The sequence below is a fragment of the Microbacterium sp. NPDC096154 genome (genome assembly GCF_040302945.1).
Taxonomy (GTDB): domain Bacteria; phylum Actinomycetota; class Actinomycetes; order Actinomycetales; family Microbacteriaceae; genus Microbacterium.
Genome location: NZ_JBEOSM010000004.1, coordinates 66,964 through 83,453, shown reverse-complemented (window position 1 = coordinate 83,453; position 16,490 = coordinate 66,964). Strand labels below are relative to the sequence as shown.

General features: G+C 71.9%; 15 protein-coding genes. 7 read left to right on the top strand and 8 right to left on the bottom strand.

Going from position 1 to position 16,490, the window contains the following annotated elements; all coding sequences use genetic code 11:
* Nucleotides 1-4: 4 nt before the first annotated feature.
* Entirely contained in the window at nt 5-1,237 is a 1,233-nt protein-coding gene (locus tag ABTW64_RS06960) for a glycosyltransferase (RefSeq protein ID WP_350620679.1), read from the top strand.
* 53 nt (nt 1,238-1,290) lie between these two features.
* Here ABTW64_RS06960 and ABTW64_RS06955 read toward each other — a convergent pair whose 3' ends face one another.
* Nucleotides 1,291-1,416, bottom strand: a complete 126-nt coding sequence (locus ABTW64_RS06955) for a hypothetical protein (RefSeq protein ID WP_350620677.1) — start codon at nt 1,414-1,416, stop codon at nt 1,291-1,293.
* 86 nt (nt 1,417-1,502) lie between these two features.
* On the opposite strand from ABTW64_RS06955, the gene ABTW64_RS06950 reads away from it, so the two are divergent.
* From ABTW64_RS06950 to ABTW64_RS06940, 3 genes are all read left to right on the top strand, one after another.
* Nucleotides 1,503-2,483 (top strand): GlxA family transcriptional regulator, encoded by a 981-nt coding sequence (locus tag ABTW64_RS06950; protein WP_350620675.1) that lies wholly within the window; start codon nt 1,503-1,505, stop codon nt 2,481-2,483.
* A gap of 321 nt (nt 2,484-2,804) precedes the next feature.
* Nucleotides 2,805-5,009: an ATP-dependent Clp protease ATP-binding subunit gene (locus ABTW64_RS06945; protein ID WP_350620673.1), complete on the top strand. Its 2,205-nt coding sequence runs from the start codon at nt 2,805-2,807 to the stop codon at nt 5,007-5,009.
* A gap of 45 nt (nt 5,010-5,054) precedes the next feature.
* A complete protein-coding gene (locus ABTW64_RS06940; protein WP_350620672.1) occupies nt 5,055-6,500 on the top strand; it encodes a hypothetical protein in 1,446 nt (481 codons plus the stop codon).
* A gap of 68 nt (nt 6,501-6,568) precedes the next feature.
* Here ABTW64_RS06940 and ABTW64_RS06935 read toward each other — a convergent pair whose 3' ends face one another.
* The 6 genes from ABTW64_RS06935 to ABTW64_RS06910 all read right to left on the bottom strand — a co-directional run bounded on the left by ABTW64_RS06935 (nt 6,569) and on the right by ABTW64_RS06910 (nt 12,428).
* Nucleotides 6,569-7,156: a nitroreductase family protein gene (locus ABTW64_RS06935; RefSeq protein WP_350620670.1), complete on the bottom strand. Its 588-nt coding sequence runs from the start codon at nt 7,154-7,156 to the stop codon at nt 6,569-6,571.
* Between the two features lie 269 nt (nt 7,157-7,425).
* Nucleotides 7,426-8,556: an ABC transporter permease gene (locus ABTW64_RS06930; RefSeq protein ID WP_502892307.1), complete on the bottom strand. Its 1,131-nt coding sequence runs from the start codon at nt 8,554-8,556 to the stop codon at nt 7,426-7,428.
* Complete coding sequence (locus ABTW64_RS06925; protein ID WP_350620668.1) at nt 8,553-9,437, bottom strand: ABC transporter ATP-binding protein; 885 nt, start codon at nt 9,435-9,437, stop codon at nt 8,553-8,555. Before ABTW64_RS06925 ends, ABTW64_RS06930 begins: the two co-directional genes overlap by 4 nt.
* Before the next feature lie 139 nt (nt 9,438-9,576).
* Complete coding sequence (locus ABTW64_RS06920) at nt 9,577-10,224, bottom strand: response regulator (protein WP_350620666.1); 648 nt, start codon at nt 10,222-10,224, stop codon at nt 9,577-9,579.
* Nucleotides 10,221-11,525: a sensor histidine kinase gene (locus ABTW64_RS06915; RefSeq protein ID WP_350620664.1), complete on the bottom strand. Its 1,305-nt coding sequence runs from the start codon at nt 11,523-11,525 to the stop codon at nt 10,221-10,223. Before ABTW64_RS06915 ends, ABTW64_RS06920 begins: the two co-directional genes overlap by 4 nt.
* Before the next feature lie 57 nt (nt 11,526-11,582).
* Entirely contained in the window at nt 11,583-12,428 is an 846-nt protein-coding gene (locus ABTW64_RS06910; protein WP_350620662.1) for an exodeoxyribonuclease III, read from the bottom strand.
* Nucleotides 12,429-12,486: 58 nt separating this feature from the next.
* On the opposite strand from ABTW64_RS06910, the gene ABTW64_RS06905 reads away from it, so the two are divergent.
* Genes ABTW64_RS06905 through ABTW64_RS06895 form a run of 3 tightly spaced genes read left to right on the top strand, consistent with a single transcriptional unit; the run spans nt 12,487 to nt 14,921 of the window.
* Complete coding sequence (locus tag ABTW64_RS06905; protein WP_350620660.1) at nt 12,487-13,377, top strand: aminoglycoside phosphotransferase family protein; 891 nt, start codon at nt 12,487-12,489, stop codon at nt 13,375-13,377.
* A 36-nt stretch (nt 13,378-13,413) separates the two neighbouring features.
* On the top strand, nt 13,414-13,989 hold the full coding sequence (gene pyrE / locus ABTW64_RS06900) for an orotate phosphoribosyltransferase (protein WP_350620658.1): 576 nt from the start codon (nt 13,414-13,416) through the stop codon (nt 13,987-13,989).
* Nucleotides 13,990-13,994: 5 nt separating this feature from the next.
* Complete coding sequence (locus tag ABTW64_RS06895) at nt 13,995-14,921, top strand: ROK family protein (RefSeq protein WP_350620656.1); 927 nt, start codon at nt 13,995-13,997, stop codon at nt 14,919-14,921.
* Between the two features lie 30 nt (nt 14,922-14,951).
* Here ABTW64_RS06895 and ABTW64_RS06890 read toward each other — a convergent pair whose 3' ends face one another.
* Nucleotides 14,952-16,316: an MFS transporter gene (locus tag ABTW64_RS06890; protein WP_350620654.1), complete on the bottom strand. Its 1,365-nt coding sequence runs from the start codon at nt 16,314-16,316 to the stop codon at nt 14,952-14,954.
* Between the last annotated feature and the right edge of the window lie 174 nt (nt 16,317-16,490).

Genomic DNA, 16,490 nt, shown 5'->3' with positions numbered 1-16,490 from the left:
CGGCATGCACATCCTGATGTTCGCGGACCAGCACGTCGAGACGCTCGGCGGAGCGCAGGTCTCGATCCGGCTGCAGCGGCGCTACCTCGAGCGCGCGGGGCACACGGTCACGATCGTCGCGCCGCGGCGCCACGGAGACCGTGCGCGCACCAACCCGGATGATCCGGGCTACATCGATCTGGCCTCGGTGCCCGTCACGCTCGACCGGGAGTACGGCTTCAGCTGGCCGGGCCGGGCGGCCGACCGCGCGATCGACCGCGGAGTCGCGGGGCGTCCGCCCGTCGACCTCGTGCACATGCAGGCCGACTTCTGGGCCGCGTTCCTCGGCTATCGCTACGCGGGGCGCCATGGGGTGCCGGTGGTGCACACGATGCACAACCGGGTCGACGTCGGGATCGAGGCGACCGCGCCGTTCCCCGGTCTCGTGCTGGGTGCGCTCAACCGGTGGCGCCGGCTCGCGTTGCGGGGGCTGCCGGGCGGCGCCGACACCGGGCGCGGGGGCTGGGCGTACCTCGCCGGGCTCGCGCGCGGGGCGCGGGCCGTCACGGCGCCGTCGGGGCACTTCGCTCGCCGCCTGGAGGCGAACGGCGTGTTCGGCGCCGTCGACGTCGTCTGGAACGGCATCGACGACGACGTGCTCGACCGCGTGCTCGCCGATGCGCCGACGGGACGCCGGCCGGGCCCGCCGCGGTTCGTCTGGCTGGGGCGCATGAGCGCCGAGAAGCGGCTGCTGCCGTTCCTCGAGGCGGTCGCCCGAGCGGCAGTCGCGTGCGAGGTCGAGGTGATCGGCGGCGGCGCGCAGCTCGCCGCCGCCCGCAGGCTCGTCGCCCAGCGCGGGCTCGAGGCCACGGTGCGGTTCGCCGGACGGCTGAGCTACGACGAGACCCTGCGCCGCATCGCCGCGGCCGATGCCCTCGTGCAGACCTCGATCGGCTTCGAGACCCAGGGCATGACCCCGTTCGAGGCCGCATGCCTCGGGACGCCGTCGGTCATCAGCGACCCCGACATCGCCGGCGAGATCGGGGTCGGGGTGTGGCGCGTGGACGCCCCGGCCGACGAGCCCGCGCGGGTCGCGGCGCTCGCCGCGACCCTGCGCCGCGCGGCCGCCGACATCGAGGCGGGGGCCGCTCCCCTGCCCGACCCCGAGATGCCCGTGAAGTTCCGCCAGTCGTCGCGCACGGCCGCGATGGTGGCGGTGTACGAGCGGGTGCTGAGGCTCGGCGGTCCCGGTCGCTGAGTCGCTGGGTCGCCGGGTCGCTGAGTCGCTGGGTCGCTGAGTCGCTGGGTCGCTCAGTCGCGCGTCGGCAGGCGGCGCGGATCCGTGCGCACACGGCCGTAGCCGTCGAGGCGCACCTCGCGAACGGTGGCGGCGATGCCGAGCGCCCCGAGGACCGTGAGGAGGATGAGGATGATCATGGCAGACATCCTGCGCTTGCAGTGATCCTGCCAACAGTGGCAGGATCGACGCGAAACGCAGGAAACCTGCCAATCGAAAGGCGTCCATGAGAACCGTCGCGTGCATCGTGCAGGAGGGCTTCGCGCCGTTCGAGTTCGGCGTCGCCTGCGAGGCGTTCGGCCTCGACCGGTCGGATGAGGGCATCGAGCGGTTCGACTTCCGCATCGTCGCGCCCGAACCCGGCGCCGTGACCTCGAACCTCGGGTTCTCGATCAACGTCGAGCACGACCTGACGTTCGCCGAGACGGCCGACATCATCGTGGTCTCGACCCAGCCCAGATCGGCGTGGGGCCGCATCGACACCCGCGTGGCGGCGGTCATCCGGTCGGCCGTCGAGCGCGACGCGTGGCTGCTGAGCGTGTGCAGCGGCGCGTTCGTGCTGGCCGCTGCCGGCGTGCTCGACGGGCGCCGCGCCACCACGCACTGGATGTACGCCGACTCCATGGCGCGCATGTACCCGCGCATCGACGTCGATCCGGATGTGCTCTACGTGCAGGATGGCCGCATCATCACGAGCGCCGGCACCGCAGCGGGGCTGGACGCGTGTCTCCACCTGCTGAGGCAAGAGCTCGGCGCCGAGGCGGCCAATCGCATCGCGCGGCGCATGGTGGTCGCTCCGCAGCGCGAAGGTGGGCAGGCGCAGTTCATCCTGAAGCCCATGCCCGACCACACGGGCCTGTCGCTCGCGCCGGTCGCCGACTGGGCCCTCGAGAACCTGCACCGCGACCTCACGGTCGAGCTGCTGGCGAACCGCGCTCACATGTCACCGCGCACGTTCGCCCGCCGGTTCAAGGCCGATTACGGTACGACGCCCGCGGCCTGGCTCGCGCGGCAGCGCATCATCCAGGCCCAGCGCCTGCTCGAGCGCACGGAGTGGGGTCTCGACCGGATCGCCGACGAGTGCGGCTTCGGCTCGGCCGCCGTGCTGCGCCAGAACTTCTCGCGCGTGCTGGGCACGACGCCCACCGCCTATCGCGCCCGCTTCGCGTGCCCGCCGAAGCGGTCTGAGGTGACCACGGCGGCCTAGCCGCGTGGCCCGGCGCGGGTCGCGAGGCGCGGGGCGGAGGGTGCGGGGTGCGGGGCGTGGGGCGCGGGGCGCGGGGCGGCATGTCCCACGTGTGGCCGGAATCAGCGGGTCATACGGGCCAGAAGTGGGACACGCCTCGGGTGATACGGGCCAGAAGTGGGACACGCCTCGGGTGATACGGGCCAGAAGTGGGACATGCCCTCGGCGGAGGCGCGCCTGGCGGCGATCGCTCGAACCGGATCTAGCCACCTGCGGGCATCCGTTGCTAAACTTGAGCCAGCAAGACTCAAGTTTGTCGGCGACGTCTTCGGGAGGCATCACATGGCGGATCAGCAGCAGGAGCAGCAGAGCGCGCTCGAGCAGTTCGGCATCGACCTGACCGAGCGGGCGCGTCAGGGCAAGCTCGACCCCGTGATCGGGCGCGACTCCGAGATCCGGCGCGTCAGCCAGGTGCTCACACGCCGCACGAAGAACAACCCCGTGCTGATCGGCGAGCCCGGCGTGGGCAAGACCGCCGTGGTCGAAGGGCTCGCGCAGCGCATCGTGGCGGGCGACGTGGCGGAGAGCCTCAAGGACAAGCGCCTCATCAGCCTCGACATGTCGGCGCTGGTGGCCGGAGCGATGTACCGGGGCCAGTTCGAGGAGCGTCTCAAGAACGTGCTCAAGGAGATCACCGAATCCGAGGGCCAGGTGATCACCTTCATCGACGAGCTGCACGTGCTGATGGGCGCGGGCGGCGGCGAGGGCTCTGTCGCGGCCTCCAACATGCTCAAGCCCATGCTGGCGCGCGGCGAGCTGCGGCTGATCGGCGCCACCACGCTCAACGAGTACCGCGAGTTCATCGAGAAGGACGCCGCGCTCGAGCGCCGCTTCCAGCAGGTGTACGTGGGCGAGCCCAGCGTCGAGGACACGGTGGCCATCCTGCGCGGGCTCAAGGGCCGCTATGAGGCGCACCACGGCGTGACGATCAGCGACAGCGCGCTGGTCGCGGCGGCGGCGCTCTCCAACCGCTACATCCCGAGCCGGCAGCTGCCCGACAAGGCGATCGACCTGATCGACGAGGCCATGAGCCGCCTCAAGATGGAGATCGACTCGTCGCCCGTCGAGATCGACCAGCTCAAGCGCCAGGTCGACCGGATGCGGCTCGAGGAGCTGGCCCTGAAGAAGGAGAAGGATCCGGCGTCGAAGGAGCGGCTGGCCAAGCTGCGCGAGCAGATGGCCGAGTCGGAGGCCGAGCTGAAGACCCTCGAGGCGCGATGGGAGCGCGAGCGGGGCGGCCTGAACCGGGTGGGTGACCTCAAGAAGCGCCTGGACGAGGCCGTGACCGAGCGCGACCGCGCGCTGCGCGAGGCTGACTACGCGAAGGCCTCCCGTCTGCAGTACGAGACCATCAAGCAGCTCGAGCAGCAGCTCGCCGAGGCCGAGCGGCAGGCCGACCTGGGCGCCGACGAGCCCCGGATGGTCAACGAGCAGGTCACCGACGACGACATCGCGCAGGTGATCGCGTCGTGGACGGGCATCCCCGTCGGCCGGCTGCTGCAGGGCGAGACCGAGAAGCTGCTGCACCTCGAGGCCGAGCTCGAGCGCCGCCTGATCGGGCAGAAGGACGCCGTGAAGGCCGTCGCCGACGCCGTGCGTCGCTCGCGCGCGGGCATCAGCGACCCGAACCGCCCCACGGGATCGTTCCTGTTCCTCGGCCCCACCGGCGTCGGCAAGACCGAGCTGGCCAAGGCGCTCGCCGAGTTCCTGTTCGACGACGAGCACGCGATGGTGCGCATCGACATGTCGGAGTACGGCGAGAAGCACTCGGTGTCGCGCCTGGTGGGCGCCCCTCCGGGATACATCGGCTACGAGCAGGGCGGCCAGCTGACCGAGGCCGTGCGGCGCCGTCCGTACAGCGTCGTGCTGCTCGACGAGGTCGAGAAGGCGCACCCCGAGGTGTTCGACGTGCTGCTGCAGGTGATGGACGACGGGCGCCTGACCGACGGGCAGGGCCGCACGGTCGACTTCAAGAACGTGATCCTGATCCTGACGTCGAATCTGGGCTCTCCGATCCTGATCGACCCCACGATCTCGCTGGAGGGCAAGCGCGAACAGGTGCTGCAGCTGGTGCGGCAGGCGTTCAAGCCCGAGTTCGTGAACCGCCTCGATGACATCGTGATGTTCCAGGCGCTCAGCCAGGACGACCTCGCGCAGATCGTCGAGCTGCAGGTCGACCTGCTGCAGCGGCGACTCGCGGACCGCCGGCTCACGCTCGCCGTCACGCCGGATGCGCGGGCCTGGCTGGCCGACCGCGGCTACGACCCGCTGTTCGGCGCGCGCCCGCTGCGCCGTCTCATCCAGAGCGAGATCCAGGACCGGCTGGCCCTGGCCATCCTGTCGGGCGGCGTGCGCGACGGCGACACGGTGCGCGTGGACGTCGCGGCCGACGGCTCGCAGCTGGTCGTCACCAGCGAGAGCCAGGCGCCCGCGCCGGATGAGGACGACCGGGACGACGTGATCGACGCGGAGATCGTGGACGACTGAGCCTGCGGGCGGCGGGAGGTGCGCCGGGTGCGGCAGGATGTGGCCATGCCCGACTCGCCCGACTCGCCGCAGGATGCCGACTCGCCGCAGGGGGACGTGGCGCCGGATGGCGCACGCCCCAGTGGCGGGCTGCCGCAGCCCGAGGTGAGCGGGTTCGCGCCCCCGCGGGCCGTGGTTCCCGGCCTGCCCGACCTCGGCGGACCGGAAGGATTCGCGTCGCTCGACCTGCCGAAGGTCGAGCTGCCGGGGCTGGCGCCGCTGAGCTTCGCGACATCGGCGACATCGGCGACGGAGGCCGGCGGAAGGGCCGGCGGGCAGGCCGGCGGAACCGACGCGGCCGGCCCGACGGCGCCGCAGCCCACGGCACCGGATGTGGGAGCGCCGCTCGGCGAGCTGCCCACGGTGGCCGACGACATCGTCGCGCAGGCCGCTGCGCAGCCTGTGCCGGCGCAGGTCGTCGAGGCCGCGCAGCACCTCGCCGCTCAGCCGCTGCCCGCCGAGGTGGCGGAGGCCGCGCAGCACATCGCCGCGTCGGCCGACGCGGCGCGGGATGAGCAGACGGGGCTGCGTGAGGCTGCGGCCGAGGCGTATGACGGCGTGCGCCGCGGGATGACCGATGCGCAGCGGGCTCGCATCGCCGCGCATCGCGACGAGCTCGTGCAGCGCCGGGATGCCCTGGCGGCGCGGCTGTCGTCCACTCCCCAAGGCGCGTCAATGGTCGACGCGGTGCGCCGCGACCTCGCCGACGGGGGCAAGGGCTGGACCGCCACGAAGCGCGCCGCGGGAGCGGCGGCGGGAGGGGCGGCACGCAAGGCCGCCGGATGCGCGGGGCTCGTGCTGGGGGCGATCGTGGTGGTCATCCTGCTGATCGCCGGCATCGGGATCGCGACGAGCGCCGATGGCGACGGCGGGGACGAGTACGCGGAAGAGGCGTACGACATCCCGGAGATCACGGGCGAGTCCGCCGATCAGCCGGACGGCGGCATCCCGCTCACCGGGGTGGTCGACCGGCCGCTGTACTTCGATGTCCCCGCACCGGTGTGGCAGCCGGACGGCGACCTGTATGAGACCGAGGACTCGCTGCTGGCCCGGTATGTGCACGCCACCGAGCCCTGCGAGCTGTCGCTGCACCGTATGGACTGGGGCATGACCGACCCGGATGGCGACGACCTGCGCAGCACCGCGTATCAGCACGTGAGCAACGCCGATTGGGACTTCCCGGTCTACGAGCCGCGCGTCAGCCAGTACTACCCGGTGCGCGGATCCGGCATGAGCGTGGAGTTCCCCGTGCCCTACGTCGAGCTGCCGGATGACGCCGATGTGTACGCTGCCGAACGGCGCGCGAACGCCACACGCGACATGAACGGAGCGGGCATCCTGCTCGACGCCGAGGTCACGTGCTCCCGCGACGCGGGGCTCTCGGCCGACGACATGGTCGACCTGGTGCGCGACCTCGAGCTGGTCGAACGGCAACCCGATTACATGCGGTGACCGCGTGCGTCCGGATGCGGCGGAGGGGCTGGTGGGATCATCCCACCAGCCCCTCCGCGTGTGCGCGATCAGGCGTTGACGACGAGCGACTCCGCGATCGGGCGGCGCGTGCGCGGCGCGATCTCGCGCTCGCGGAGGGCCTCAGGCAGCGCCTCGAGGTCGCCGAACTCGCCGAGCGCGGTGACCGTGAAGGGACGCTCGTTCTGCGCGAGCTGGAAGCGCTCGGCGATGGCGGCCGGGTCGAACCCCGTCATCTGGTGCACGACGAGGCCGTCGTGGTGCGCCTGCACCGACAGGTGCGCCATGGCCTGGCCGAGGTCGTAGAGCGCGGTCGGGATCTCGTTGCCGTCGGCGTCGTGGGTCTCGGCGATCGCGACGATCAGCACGGCGGCGGCGGGCGCCCACGCCTGGTTGAAGCCCATGAGCGTCTCGGCGATGGCCGCGTGCTCGGCGCTGCCGCGGCGCGCGACGATGAACTTCCACGGCTGCAGGTTCATGGCCGACGGGGCCCAGCGAGCGGCCTCGAGGGCGCTCGCGAGCTTCTGCTCGTCGATGGGGGTCTCCGCGTCATACGCACGCGGGCTCCAACGTCCGGCGAGGACGTCGAGCACCGGGTGGTCGGTGGTCGCGGTGCGGTCGAGCGTGGCAGCGCCCATTCTTCGTCTCCTCAGGGTCGGGATCGATGTCCGGGGCGCCGTTGCCCTCCGCGGGGATGCAACCCCGCGCCCGCCCGATTCTATTCCCCTGAATCGATCCCGCCCGCGGGCACCTCTCCCCGCGGTCCCACCCGCGTGCTCCCGCCCCGAATGCACACCAAAGTGCGTGTGCACTCGACCAGCTGTACGCCCGCCCGAATGCACACCGAAGTGCGTGTGCACTCGACCAGCTGTACTCCCGGCCGAATGCACACGCACATTGGTGTGCATCAGGCGCTGAGCGCCTCGCGCAGCTTCACCCGGGCGCCCATGCGCAGCAGCGAGTTCTCGTAGATGCGGGCGCCGATGCCGATCACGGCGATGCACGAGGCGAGCAGGACGGCCAGCGACAGCAGCGGCTCCCACCACAGCGCCTCGCCGAAGAACAGGCGCACGGGCATCCCGACCGGGGCCGAGAACGGCACGTACGACATGATCGTCATCACGACGGGGTTGTCGTTGAACAGGATGACGATGAAGTACGGCGCCATCACGAGGTAGGTGACGGGGCCGGTCGTCGAGCCGATGTCCTCCTGCCGCGACACCATGGCCCCGGTCGCCGCGAACAGGGCCGCCGTCAGGATGAACCCGAACAGGAAGAACACGGCGAACCACACGACCGGCGCGCCCAGGCCCTGCAGCAGCGCCACCTGGTCGGTGACGACCAGCCCGATCACCGCGACTGCCACGAGCGACAGGATCTGCCCCATCGCCAGCACCGTGTTGCCGATCACCTTGCCCGCCAGCAGCACGCGGGTCGGGATGGCGGAGATCAGGATCTCGACCACGCGCGTCTGCTTCTCCTCCACCACGCTCGCGGCGATGGTCGCGCCGAACGTCATGGCCGCCATGAAGAACACGAGCCCGAACCCGAAGGCGACGAAGTAGCGCAGCAGCGGATTGAGCGCGTCCTCGTCGAGCAGCTCGACCGTCGGCTGCACCGACAGCGCCTGCACCAGCCCCGACGGTACGTCGCTCTCGGCGATGACCGTGAGTCCCGTCGGCGAGGCGTCGTCGACCACGATCGCGGCCTCGACGTCGCCGTCGCGCACGAGCGTCTCCGCCTCGGCGCGGTCCGCCGCGTCGACGATCTCGAGGCCCGGGGCATCCTGCACCGCAGCGGCGGCGTCGGCGGGCGCGGCGACCTTCGTCGTCTCCTCCTGTCCGGCGGTGAAGCCGCCCCACAGCACAGCCGCGAGGGCGATCAGCACGAGCACGATCGAGGAGATCACGAACGAGCGGCTGCGCAGCTTCGAGCCGATCTCGCGCTCGGCGACGAGCCACGTGGCCTGCACCGGAGAGAGGTCGGATGCACGTGCGGCGGCCCGGTTGCCCCCGGGCCTTGTGGTGGTGGCGCTCACTGGATGACCTCCTTGAAGATCTGGGCGAGAGAGGGATGCTGCGGGGCGAAGCTCGCGACGTCGCCGCGCGCGACAGCCTGTCGCAGCACATCCTGCGCGGCGGCATCGGTGTGGGCCTCGAACACCGCGTATCCGCCGGCGAAGTCGACGACCTCGATGCCCGGCTGCTCGCGCAGCCATCCGGTGTCGCCGGATGAGACGAGCTCGTAGCGGTGCGACGAGTGCGCTGCGCGCAGCTGCTCGCGCGAGCCGCTCGCGCGGATCACGCCGCCCGCGATGATGACGAGGTCGTCGCACAGGCGCTCGACCACGTCGAGCTGGTGCGACGAGAACAGCACGGATGTGCCCTGCGACGCGCGCTCCTGCAGCACTCCCGCGACCACGTCGACAGCGAGCGGGTCGAGACCCGAGAACGGCTCGTCGAGGATCAGCACCTTCGGGTCGTGCACGAGCGAGGCTGCGATCTGCGCCCGCTGCTGGTTGCCGAGCGACAGTGACTCGACGTTGTCGTTCAGGCGCTCCCCCAGGCCCAGCTGCTCGAGCAACGCGGTCGCGCGCTCGGTGGCATCCTGCTTCGAGAACCCGTGCAGGCGAGCCAGGTACACGATCTGCTCGAGCACCTTCATCTTGGGGTAGAGCCCGCGCTCCTCGGGCATGTACCCGAAGTCCCGGCGGTCGGCCGCCGTGAGCGGCGTGCCGTCGAGCGTGACGTCTCCGGCCTCGTGGGCGAGCAGGCCGAGCACGATGCGCATCGTGGTGGTCTTGCCCGCGCCGTTGCCGCCGACGAAGCCCGTCAGTCGTCCCGGCGCGACGTCGAACGACACGTCATCGAGCGCCCGCCTGTCGCCGTAGCTCTTCACGATCCCGCGCAACTGCAGCATCCGCGATCCCTTCTTCCGTTGCCTTCACGCTAGGGAGGGCGCGGATGCCCGCGGATCCCCCGGCGGGTGGATTCTCGGGCTCCCCCGCGCGGGCGAGCGGCCCTCGGTCGTTCCGCCGCGAGGCGGGGCGGCCTGTGCCTCAGGCGAGCCCGTGGCGGTGGGCGTATACGACAGCGGCGACGCGGTCGCGTGCGCCGAGCTTCTGCAGCACGTTCGACACGTGCGTCTTGACCGTGGCCTCGCCGATGTAGAGGCGCTCGGCGATCTCGGCGTTGCTGAGCGCCTGCGCGAGCAGCCGCAGCACCTCGCCCTCGCGCTCGGTGAGGCCGGGATCGCGCGGCGGCGCCGGCTCGTCGCGCGGGCCCCTCCCGAAGCGCTCGATCACGCGGCGCGTCACCTCGGGCGCCAGCAGCGCGTCGCCTGCGGCCACCACCCGCACGGCGGCCACCAGCTCCTCGGGGCCGGCGTTCTTGAGCAGGAAGCCGCTCGCGCCGGCATCCAGGGCGGCGAAGAGGTAGTCGTCGCGGTCGAAGGTCGTCACGATCACGATGCGCGGCGGGCGCTCCCCCGCCGCGCGCAGGATGCGACGGGTCGCCTCGATGCCGTCGACATCGGGCATCTGCACGTCCATGCAGATCACGTCGGGGCGCAGGGCTGCGGCCGCCGTGACCGCCTGGGCGCCCGTGGCCGCCTCGCCGATCACCTCGATGCCGGATGCTTCGAGGATGGCGCGGAAGCCCATCCGCATCGTCGCGTGGTCATCGACCAGCAGCACCCGCGCGCTCATGCGCCCGCTCCCGCCGCGGCGGTCGCCGCCGGCTCGCGCAGGGGCACGCGCACGCGCACGAGATAGCCGTCGCGCTCCCCCGCCTCGCCGCGCGTGCGCGGGCCGAAGTCGAGCTGTCCGCCCGAAGCGATCGCACGCTCGCGCATGCCGAGCTGGCCCACGCCCGGCCGGGCGCCGGGCCGCACGCGGCCCGTGTTGGAGACCTCCAGCTCGACGGCGCCCGGTTCGTACCGCAGCCGCACGTCGGCCGTGACGTCCGGACCTCCGTGCCGGCGCGCGTTCGTGAGCGCCTCCTGCGCGATGCGGTAGAGGTTCACGTGCACCACCTCGGGAAGGTCCACTGGATTGCCGATCACCATGAACGACGTGGGCGTGCCGGCCGCCGACACCTCGTGCGCGAGGTCCTCCAGCGCGTCGATGCGCACGGTCGAAGGGGCGGGGTCGTCCTCCTCCGGGGAGCGCAGCGTGTCCAGCAGGTGATGCAGCTCGTCGATCGCGGAGCGGGCCGAGTGCTCGACCGAGGCCAGCATGCCGCGCGCGGCATCCGGGTCGCGATCCATCACGGTGCGGGCCGCCCCGGCCTGCACGCCCATGGCCGAGACGTGGTGCGCGACCACGTCGTGCAGCTCTCGCGCGATGCGGATGCGGTCGAGCGCCACGGCCTGCGTGGCGGAGGTCTCGCGCTCCTCCTCCAGCTCGCGCGTGCGCCGTCGCAGCGACTCCCGGTCACGGGCGGCGGCGTATGCCCGGTCGCCGAGCACGTAGGCCCCGCCGAAGTACGCCACGTTGATGAGCCACAGGATGAGCATGTACGCCAGGTACGGCGAGAACGCGCCCGCGTAGAGCTCGGCCTCCTCGGTCGGGTTCACCGCGCCGAGATATGTCTCCACGAGCATCCATACGAACATCCCCGCGATGATGAGCATCCGGCTCCACTGGGCCCGACGCCGGTCGTCCACCCACGCGCCCACGGTGTAGAACGCGATGAACATCGTGACCTGGCTCACGTACAGCTCGATCGACTCGAACGAGACGCCCGCGAAGTAGGACGCGCAGATCACCAGCGCGACGGCCACCGGATAGCGCCGTCGCACCGCGAGCGGCAGGGTCGTCAGGGCGCTGAAGAGCACGGACCAGCCGTTGCCGCCGTCCTCCTGGAACGCGAAGAGCTGGGCCACGGTGGACAGGGCGACGCTCAGCATCGATGCGATGAACAGCGCGACGGCGAGCGCCACGTCGCGGCGGAGGTCGCCGGGCGTCACACCGAGGCGCGCGGAGGCGGGATCGGAGGAGGCGGACATGTCCTCCACGCTACGGATGCGCACGGCACTCGTCCTCCCCCGGGCGGCGGAGCCGGCTCAGCCGAAGATCATGGGCACGTCGTCGTCATCGGCGTCGCTCGGGAAGTCGAGGTCGACGACGACGGGAACGTGGTCGCTCGGGGCGTCGCCCTTGCGCTCGTCGCGGTGGATGGCGGCTCCCGTCACCGCGTCGGCCAGCGCCTGCGAGCCCAGGATGAAGTCGATGCGCAGCCCCTGATTGCGGGGGAACTTCAGCGCCTTGTAGTCCCAGTACGTGAAGCCCTCGGGCACGAGCGGACGCACCACGTCGCTCACTCCGGCCGACTCCAGCGCCGCGAACGCCTCGCGCTCCGCGGGCGACACGTGCGTGGTGGCGCCTTCGACCACCTGCGGGTCGCCGTTGTCGGCGTCGGTCGGGGCGATGTTGAAGTCGCCCACGAGAGCGAGCGGCAGGTCGGGATCGGCCGTCAGCGCGGCTCGCGTGTGCTGCTCGAGCGCCTTCAGCCAGTGCAGCTTGTACACGTAGTGCGGGTCGTTCAGCGAACGGCCGTTCGGCACGTACAGGCTCCACACGCGCACGCCCCCGACCGTGGCGCCGATGGCGCGCGCCTCCTGCGGGGCGTCGGGGCCCTCGTGTCCCTTCAGGAACCCGGGCATTCCCGTAAAGGCATACTCCACATCCTCGATCGGCTCCCGGCTGGCGATCGCGACGCCGTTCCACTGGTTCAAACCGTGCGCCTCGACGTGATAGCCGGCTGCCTCGAACTCCGCGTACGGGAACTGCTCGGGCTTGCACTTGATCTCCTGCATCGCCAGCACGTCGATGTGCTCGCGCTCGGCGAAGGCGACGATGCGCCCCACGCGGGCGCGGATCGAGTTCACATTCCAGGTGGCAAGCCGCATGGATCCAGCCTAATAAGGGCCACGGACGCCTCTCGCCCGCGCCGATAGGGTCGGGGGCATGGTCGCCCCGGACATCGACGTCACCGTCGAGCTGGCGCGGGCGCTGCTGGCCGAGCAGCACCCGGACCTCGCCGATCTGCCCATCCGGATCGCGGCCAACGGGTGGGACAACACCGTGCTGCGGCTGGGCGCAGACCTCGCCCTGCGGCTCCCTCGCCGCGAGGCCGCGGCGGAGCTCATCCGGCACGAGCAGCGCTGGCTGCCGGTGCTCGCCCCCGCGTTGCCGGCAGGCGTTCCGGTTCCGGTGCCCGTACGCCGCGGAGCGCCGAGCGCGGCGCACGGCTATCCATGGGCGTGGTCGGTGCTGCGGTGGATCGACGGAACGCGCGTCGCGGATGTGCCGGTGCGCGAACGACGTCATCTTGCCGAACCGCTTGCCGCGTTCCACCGCGCCCTTCACCGCCCCGCGCCGGGCGAGGCTCCGCGCAACCCCGTGCGAGGAGTGCCCCTCGCGACCCGTGCTGAGGCCTTCCGCGCCCGTCTCGTGCGCAACCACGGGGGCGACGCCGCCCGTCTGCGGGCCCTGTTCGACGCGAGCGCCGCCGCGCCGATGTGGGACCGAGCACCCGTGTGGCTGCACGGCGATCCGCATCCGGGGAACCTGCTCGCGACACGCGACGGCGGACTGGCAGTGATCGACTTCGGCGACCTGGCGGCGGGTGATCCGGCCACCGACCTCGCCGTCGCCTGGCTGGCGTTCGACGCCCACGGGCGCGCGACCTACCGCGCGGCGCTCGCCGAGGTCCATCCGACCGAAGACCCCGTGTGGCACCGGGCATACGGCTGGGCGCTCAACGTCGCCACAGCGATGCTCGACTCCACGGACGGCGACGCCTGGATCCGCCGGATGGGCGAACGCGCCCTGCACGAGCTGCTCACCGCGGACTGACGCGGCAGCACGAGGCGCCCTTCTAGACTTGCCGGTATGCCCGCATCCACGCCCGAGCTCGAGTCCGACCGCCAGGCCCTCATCGGCCTCATCAAGGACGAGGCGGTGTTCCACGGCGACTTCACGCTCTCGAGCGGCAAGAAGGCCACCTACTACGTCGACATGCGCAAGCTCACCCTCGACCACCGGGCGGCTCCCGCTATCGGACGCATCATGCTCGACCTCATCGCCGACATCCCGGATGTCGTCGCGGTCGGCGGCCTGACGCTCGGGGCCGATCCGATCGCCAACGCGGTCATGCACGAGTCGGCCCGCACCGACCGGCCTCTCGACGCGTTCGTCGTGCGCAAGGAGCCCAAGGACCACGGCCGCGGCCGTCAGATCGAGGGTGCCGACGTGAAGGGCAGGCGCGTGGTCGTCGTCGAGGACACCTCCACCACGGGCCAGTCGGCGCTCAAGGCCGTCGAGGCGCTGCGCCGCGAGGGCGCGGAGGTCGTGGCGGTGGCGGTGATCGTCGATCGCTCGACGGGAGCGCAGGCCGCGATCGAGGCCGAGGGTCTCGAGTGGCGGGCCGCGATCGGCCTCGACGACCTCGGGCTCGACCCGCAGTAAGCACCATGACGCGCTTCGCGCTGGCCCTCGACCTCGGCGGCACCAAGCTCGACGCCGCGCTGGTGTCGGCCGACGGCGCGGTCATGCCGGCGAGCCGCAACCGGCGGCCATCCGGTCGCGATGCGACCCCCGCCGACCTCGACGTGGCGATCGCCGCGACGGTCGCTCAGGCATTGGCGCACCTGCCGCAGGATGCCGAATTCGCCGGCGTCGGCATCGGAAGCGCGGGTCCCATCGACCTCACGACCGGGGCGATCCATCCGGTCAACATGCCACGACTGCACGGCTACGCCCTCGCCGAGGCGGCCGCACGTGCCACCGCGGACGTCCTGCGACGCGACGACTTCCCCACGCGCCTGCGGCACGACTTCCCCACGCGCCTGCGGCACGATGGCGGATGCCTGGCGCTCGCCGAGTCGTGGATCGGAGCGGCCGCCGGATCGCGCGCGTCGCTCTCGATCGTCGTCTCGACGGGGGTCGGGGGCGGCATCGTGGTCGACGGGGCGCCCATCGGAGGCGCCTCGGGCAACGCCGGCCACCTCGGCCAGATGATGATCGGCGACCTCACGCTCGAGCAGATCGCGTCAGGGCCAGCGAGCGTGACATGGGCGCGCTCTCAGGGCTGGACGGGCGAGTCGGGTGAGGACATCGCGCGCGACGCCGCGGCGGGCGATGCCGTCGCACGCGCCGCGATCGAGCGCTCGGCCGCGACCGTCGGGCTGGGGCTCGCCAATGCCGCGACCCTGCTCGACCTCGATGTGATCGCGATCAGCGGCGGGTTCTCGCGCGTCTCGGACGACTATGTCGAGCTCGTCGGCGCAGCCCTGCGCGAGGCGGCGGTGCTCCCCTACGCCCGGGCCACACGGGTCGTGCGCAGCGCGCTCGGCGATGACGGCCCGCTCGTAGGGGCCGCCGCGCTCATCCTGCGCTGACCAGCCGACAGGCCCAGCGATCTCGGCGGGTCACCGCGCGCCCGCGACCCCGCGTCGCGATACGACCCGATGCACCACCACGGCGATGGCGGACACGGCGCAGCAGGCCGCGAGGTACAGGGCGGCGAGCCACGTCTCTCCCCCGGCCGCAGCGACGAGTGCGGCGGCGATCAGCGGGCTGAATCCCGCGACCAGAGCGCCGTTCACCTCGCGGGCCAGGCCCACGCCCGAGAACCGGCGCTCGGCGGGGAACAGTCCCGTGAGGAATGCACCCTGCGCGCCCGACGTGCACGAGATGATCAGGCCGTAGCCCACGGCGAGTCCCAGCAGCGACAGGCCGAACGAGCCCGACGTCAGCATCGCGAACAGCGGGTAGGCGTACAGCGCCCCCAGCACCGAGCCGATGGCGAGCACGCGCCACGCGCCGATCCGGTCGCTCAGGATGCCCGCGAGCGGCGTCAGCACCACCGCGGCCAGCGTGCCCAGCGTGACGGCGAGCAGCGCATCCGACGGGGCCATGCCGGACCCGACCATCACCGTGACGGCGAACGCGGCCATGATGTAGTTCAGCGCGTTGTGCCCGGTGATCGAGAGGAACCCGACCAGCAGGTGCGCCGGGTCGCGCCGCAGCAACTCGACGAACGGCACCTTGCGCTGCTTCGCGGCGCCCGATGCCATCGCGGCCCGGTACTCCGGCGTCTCCTCGAGGCGGGAGCGGATGTACAGCGCCAGGGCGAACAGCACGATGGACGCGAGGAACGGCACGCGCCACGCCCACTCGAGCAGCGCCTCCGGCCCGGCCGAGGACGCGAGGAAGAACGCGAGCGTCGCCAGCGAGATGCCCGCGGGCGGGCAGGCCAGGATGAGCGAGGTGATGATGCCGCGCCGCTTGGCGCCCGCGAACTCCGACACCATGGTGGCGGCGCCGGCGAGCTCGGCGCCCGCGCCGAAGCCCTGCACCAGGCGCAGCAGCACCAGGAGGATCGGCGCGGCCAGCCCGATCGCGGCGGCCGTCGGCAGCAGTCCCATCCCGACGGTGGCGGCCCCCATCAGGATGACCGTGAGCAGCATCGCCGGGCGGCGCCCCACCCGGTCGCCCATGTGCCCGATCAGCACGCCGCCGAGCGGACGCGCGACGAAGCCGACGGCGAACGTCGCGAAGGCCGCGAGCTGCGTGGCCGACTCCGACCCCGTGAAGAACAGCGGGGCGATCACGACGGAGGCGGCCGCGCCGTAGAGGGCGTAGTCGTACCATTCGATGATCGTGCCGACGATGCCCGCGATCACCGCGCGGCGGGCGCCGGGTCGGAAGCGATGCTCGTCGGCCGGGTCGGCGAGGTCCGCGGCGGACGACGGGCCGGAAGCGGTCTCACTCGACGCTGAGTGGTTGTCCATGTGAAGCTCCAATGTCGGTGCGCCAGAAATATCTTTCACGCGCACCGCCGAGTGTAGTGACGCCGGCATTCGTGTCAACACGCCGTCGCGCGATGGCAGACTTGCTGTGCCGTGCGCGGGCGCGCGCGGCACGAGGGGATCGGGCGCGACGGTGAGCCCGGGATCGGGGAAGAG

Bases quoted from the DNA above. Each gene is read 5' to 3' on its own strand.
- ABTW64_RS06890 (WP_350620654.1), bottom strand. From the start codon at position 16,316: ATGGACAACCACTCAGCGTCGAGTGAGACCGCTTCCGGCCCGTCGTCC.
- ABTW64_RS06910 (WP_350620662.1), bottom strand. From the start codon at position 12,428: ATGCGGCTTGCCACCTGGAATGTGAACTCGATCCGCGCCCGCGTGGGG.
- ABTW64_RS06925 (WP_350620668.1), bottom strand. From the start codon at position 9,437: ATGCTGCAGTTGCGCGGGATCGTGAAGAGCTACGGCGACAGGCGGGCG.
- ABTW64_RS06955 (WP_350620677.1), bottom strand. From the start codon at position 1,416: ATGATCATCCTCATCCTCCTCACGGTCCTCGGGGCGCTCGGCATCGCC.
- ABTW64_RS06905 (WP_350620660.1), top strand. From the start codon at position 12,487: ATGGTCGCCCCGGACATCGACGTCACCGTCGAGCTGGCGCGGGCGCTG.
- ABTW64_RS06945 (WP_350620673.1), top strand. From the start codon at position 2,805: ATGGCGGATCAGCAGCAGGAGCAGCAGAGCGCGCTCGAGCAGTTCGGC.
- ABTW64_RS06935 (WP_350620670.1), bottom strand. From the start codon at position 7,156: ATGGGCGCTGCCACGCTCGACCGCACCGCGACCACCGACCACCCGGTG.
- ABTW64_RS06940 (WP_350620672.1), top strand. From the start codon at position 5,055: ATGCCCGACTCGCCCGACTCGCCGCAGGATGCCGACTCGCCGCAGGGG.
- ABTW64_RS06895 (WP_350620656.1), top strand. From the start codon at position 13,995: ATGACGCGCTTCGCGCTGGCCCTCGACCTCGGCGGCACCAAGCTCGAC.
- ABTW64_RS06950 (WP_350620675.1), top strand. From the start codon at position 1,503: ATGAGAACCGTCGCGTGCATCGTGCAGGAGGGCTTCGCGCCGTTCGAG.
- ABTW64_RS06960 (WP_350620679.1), top strand. From the start codon at position 5: ATGCACATCCTGATGTTCGCGGACCAGCACGTCGAGACGCTCGGCGGA.
- pyrE (WP_350620658.1), top strand. From the start codon at position 13,414: ATGCCCGCATCCACGCCCGAGCTCGAGTCCGACCGCCAGGCCCTCATC.
- ABTW64_RS06915 (WP_350620664.1), bottom strand. From the start codon at position 11,525: ATGTCCGCCTCCTCCGATCCCGCCTCCGCGCGCCTCGGTGTGACGCCC.
- ABTW64_RS06920 (WP_350620666.1), bottom strand. From the start codon at position 10,224: ATGAGCGCGCGGGTGCTGCTGGTCGATGACCACGCGACGATGCGGATG.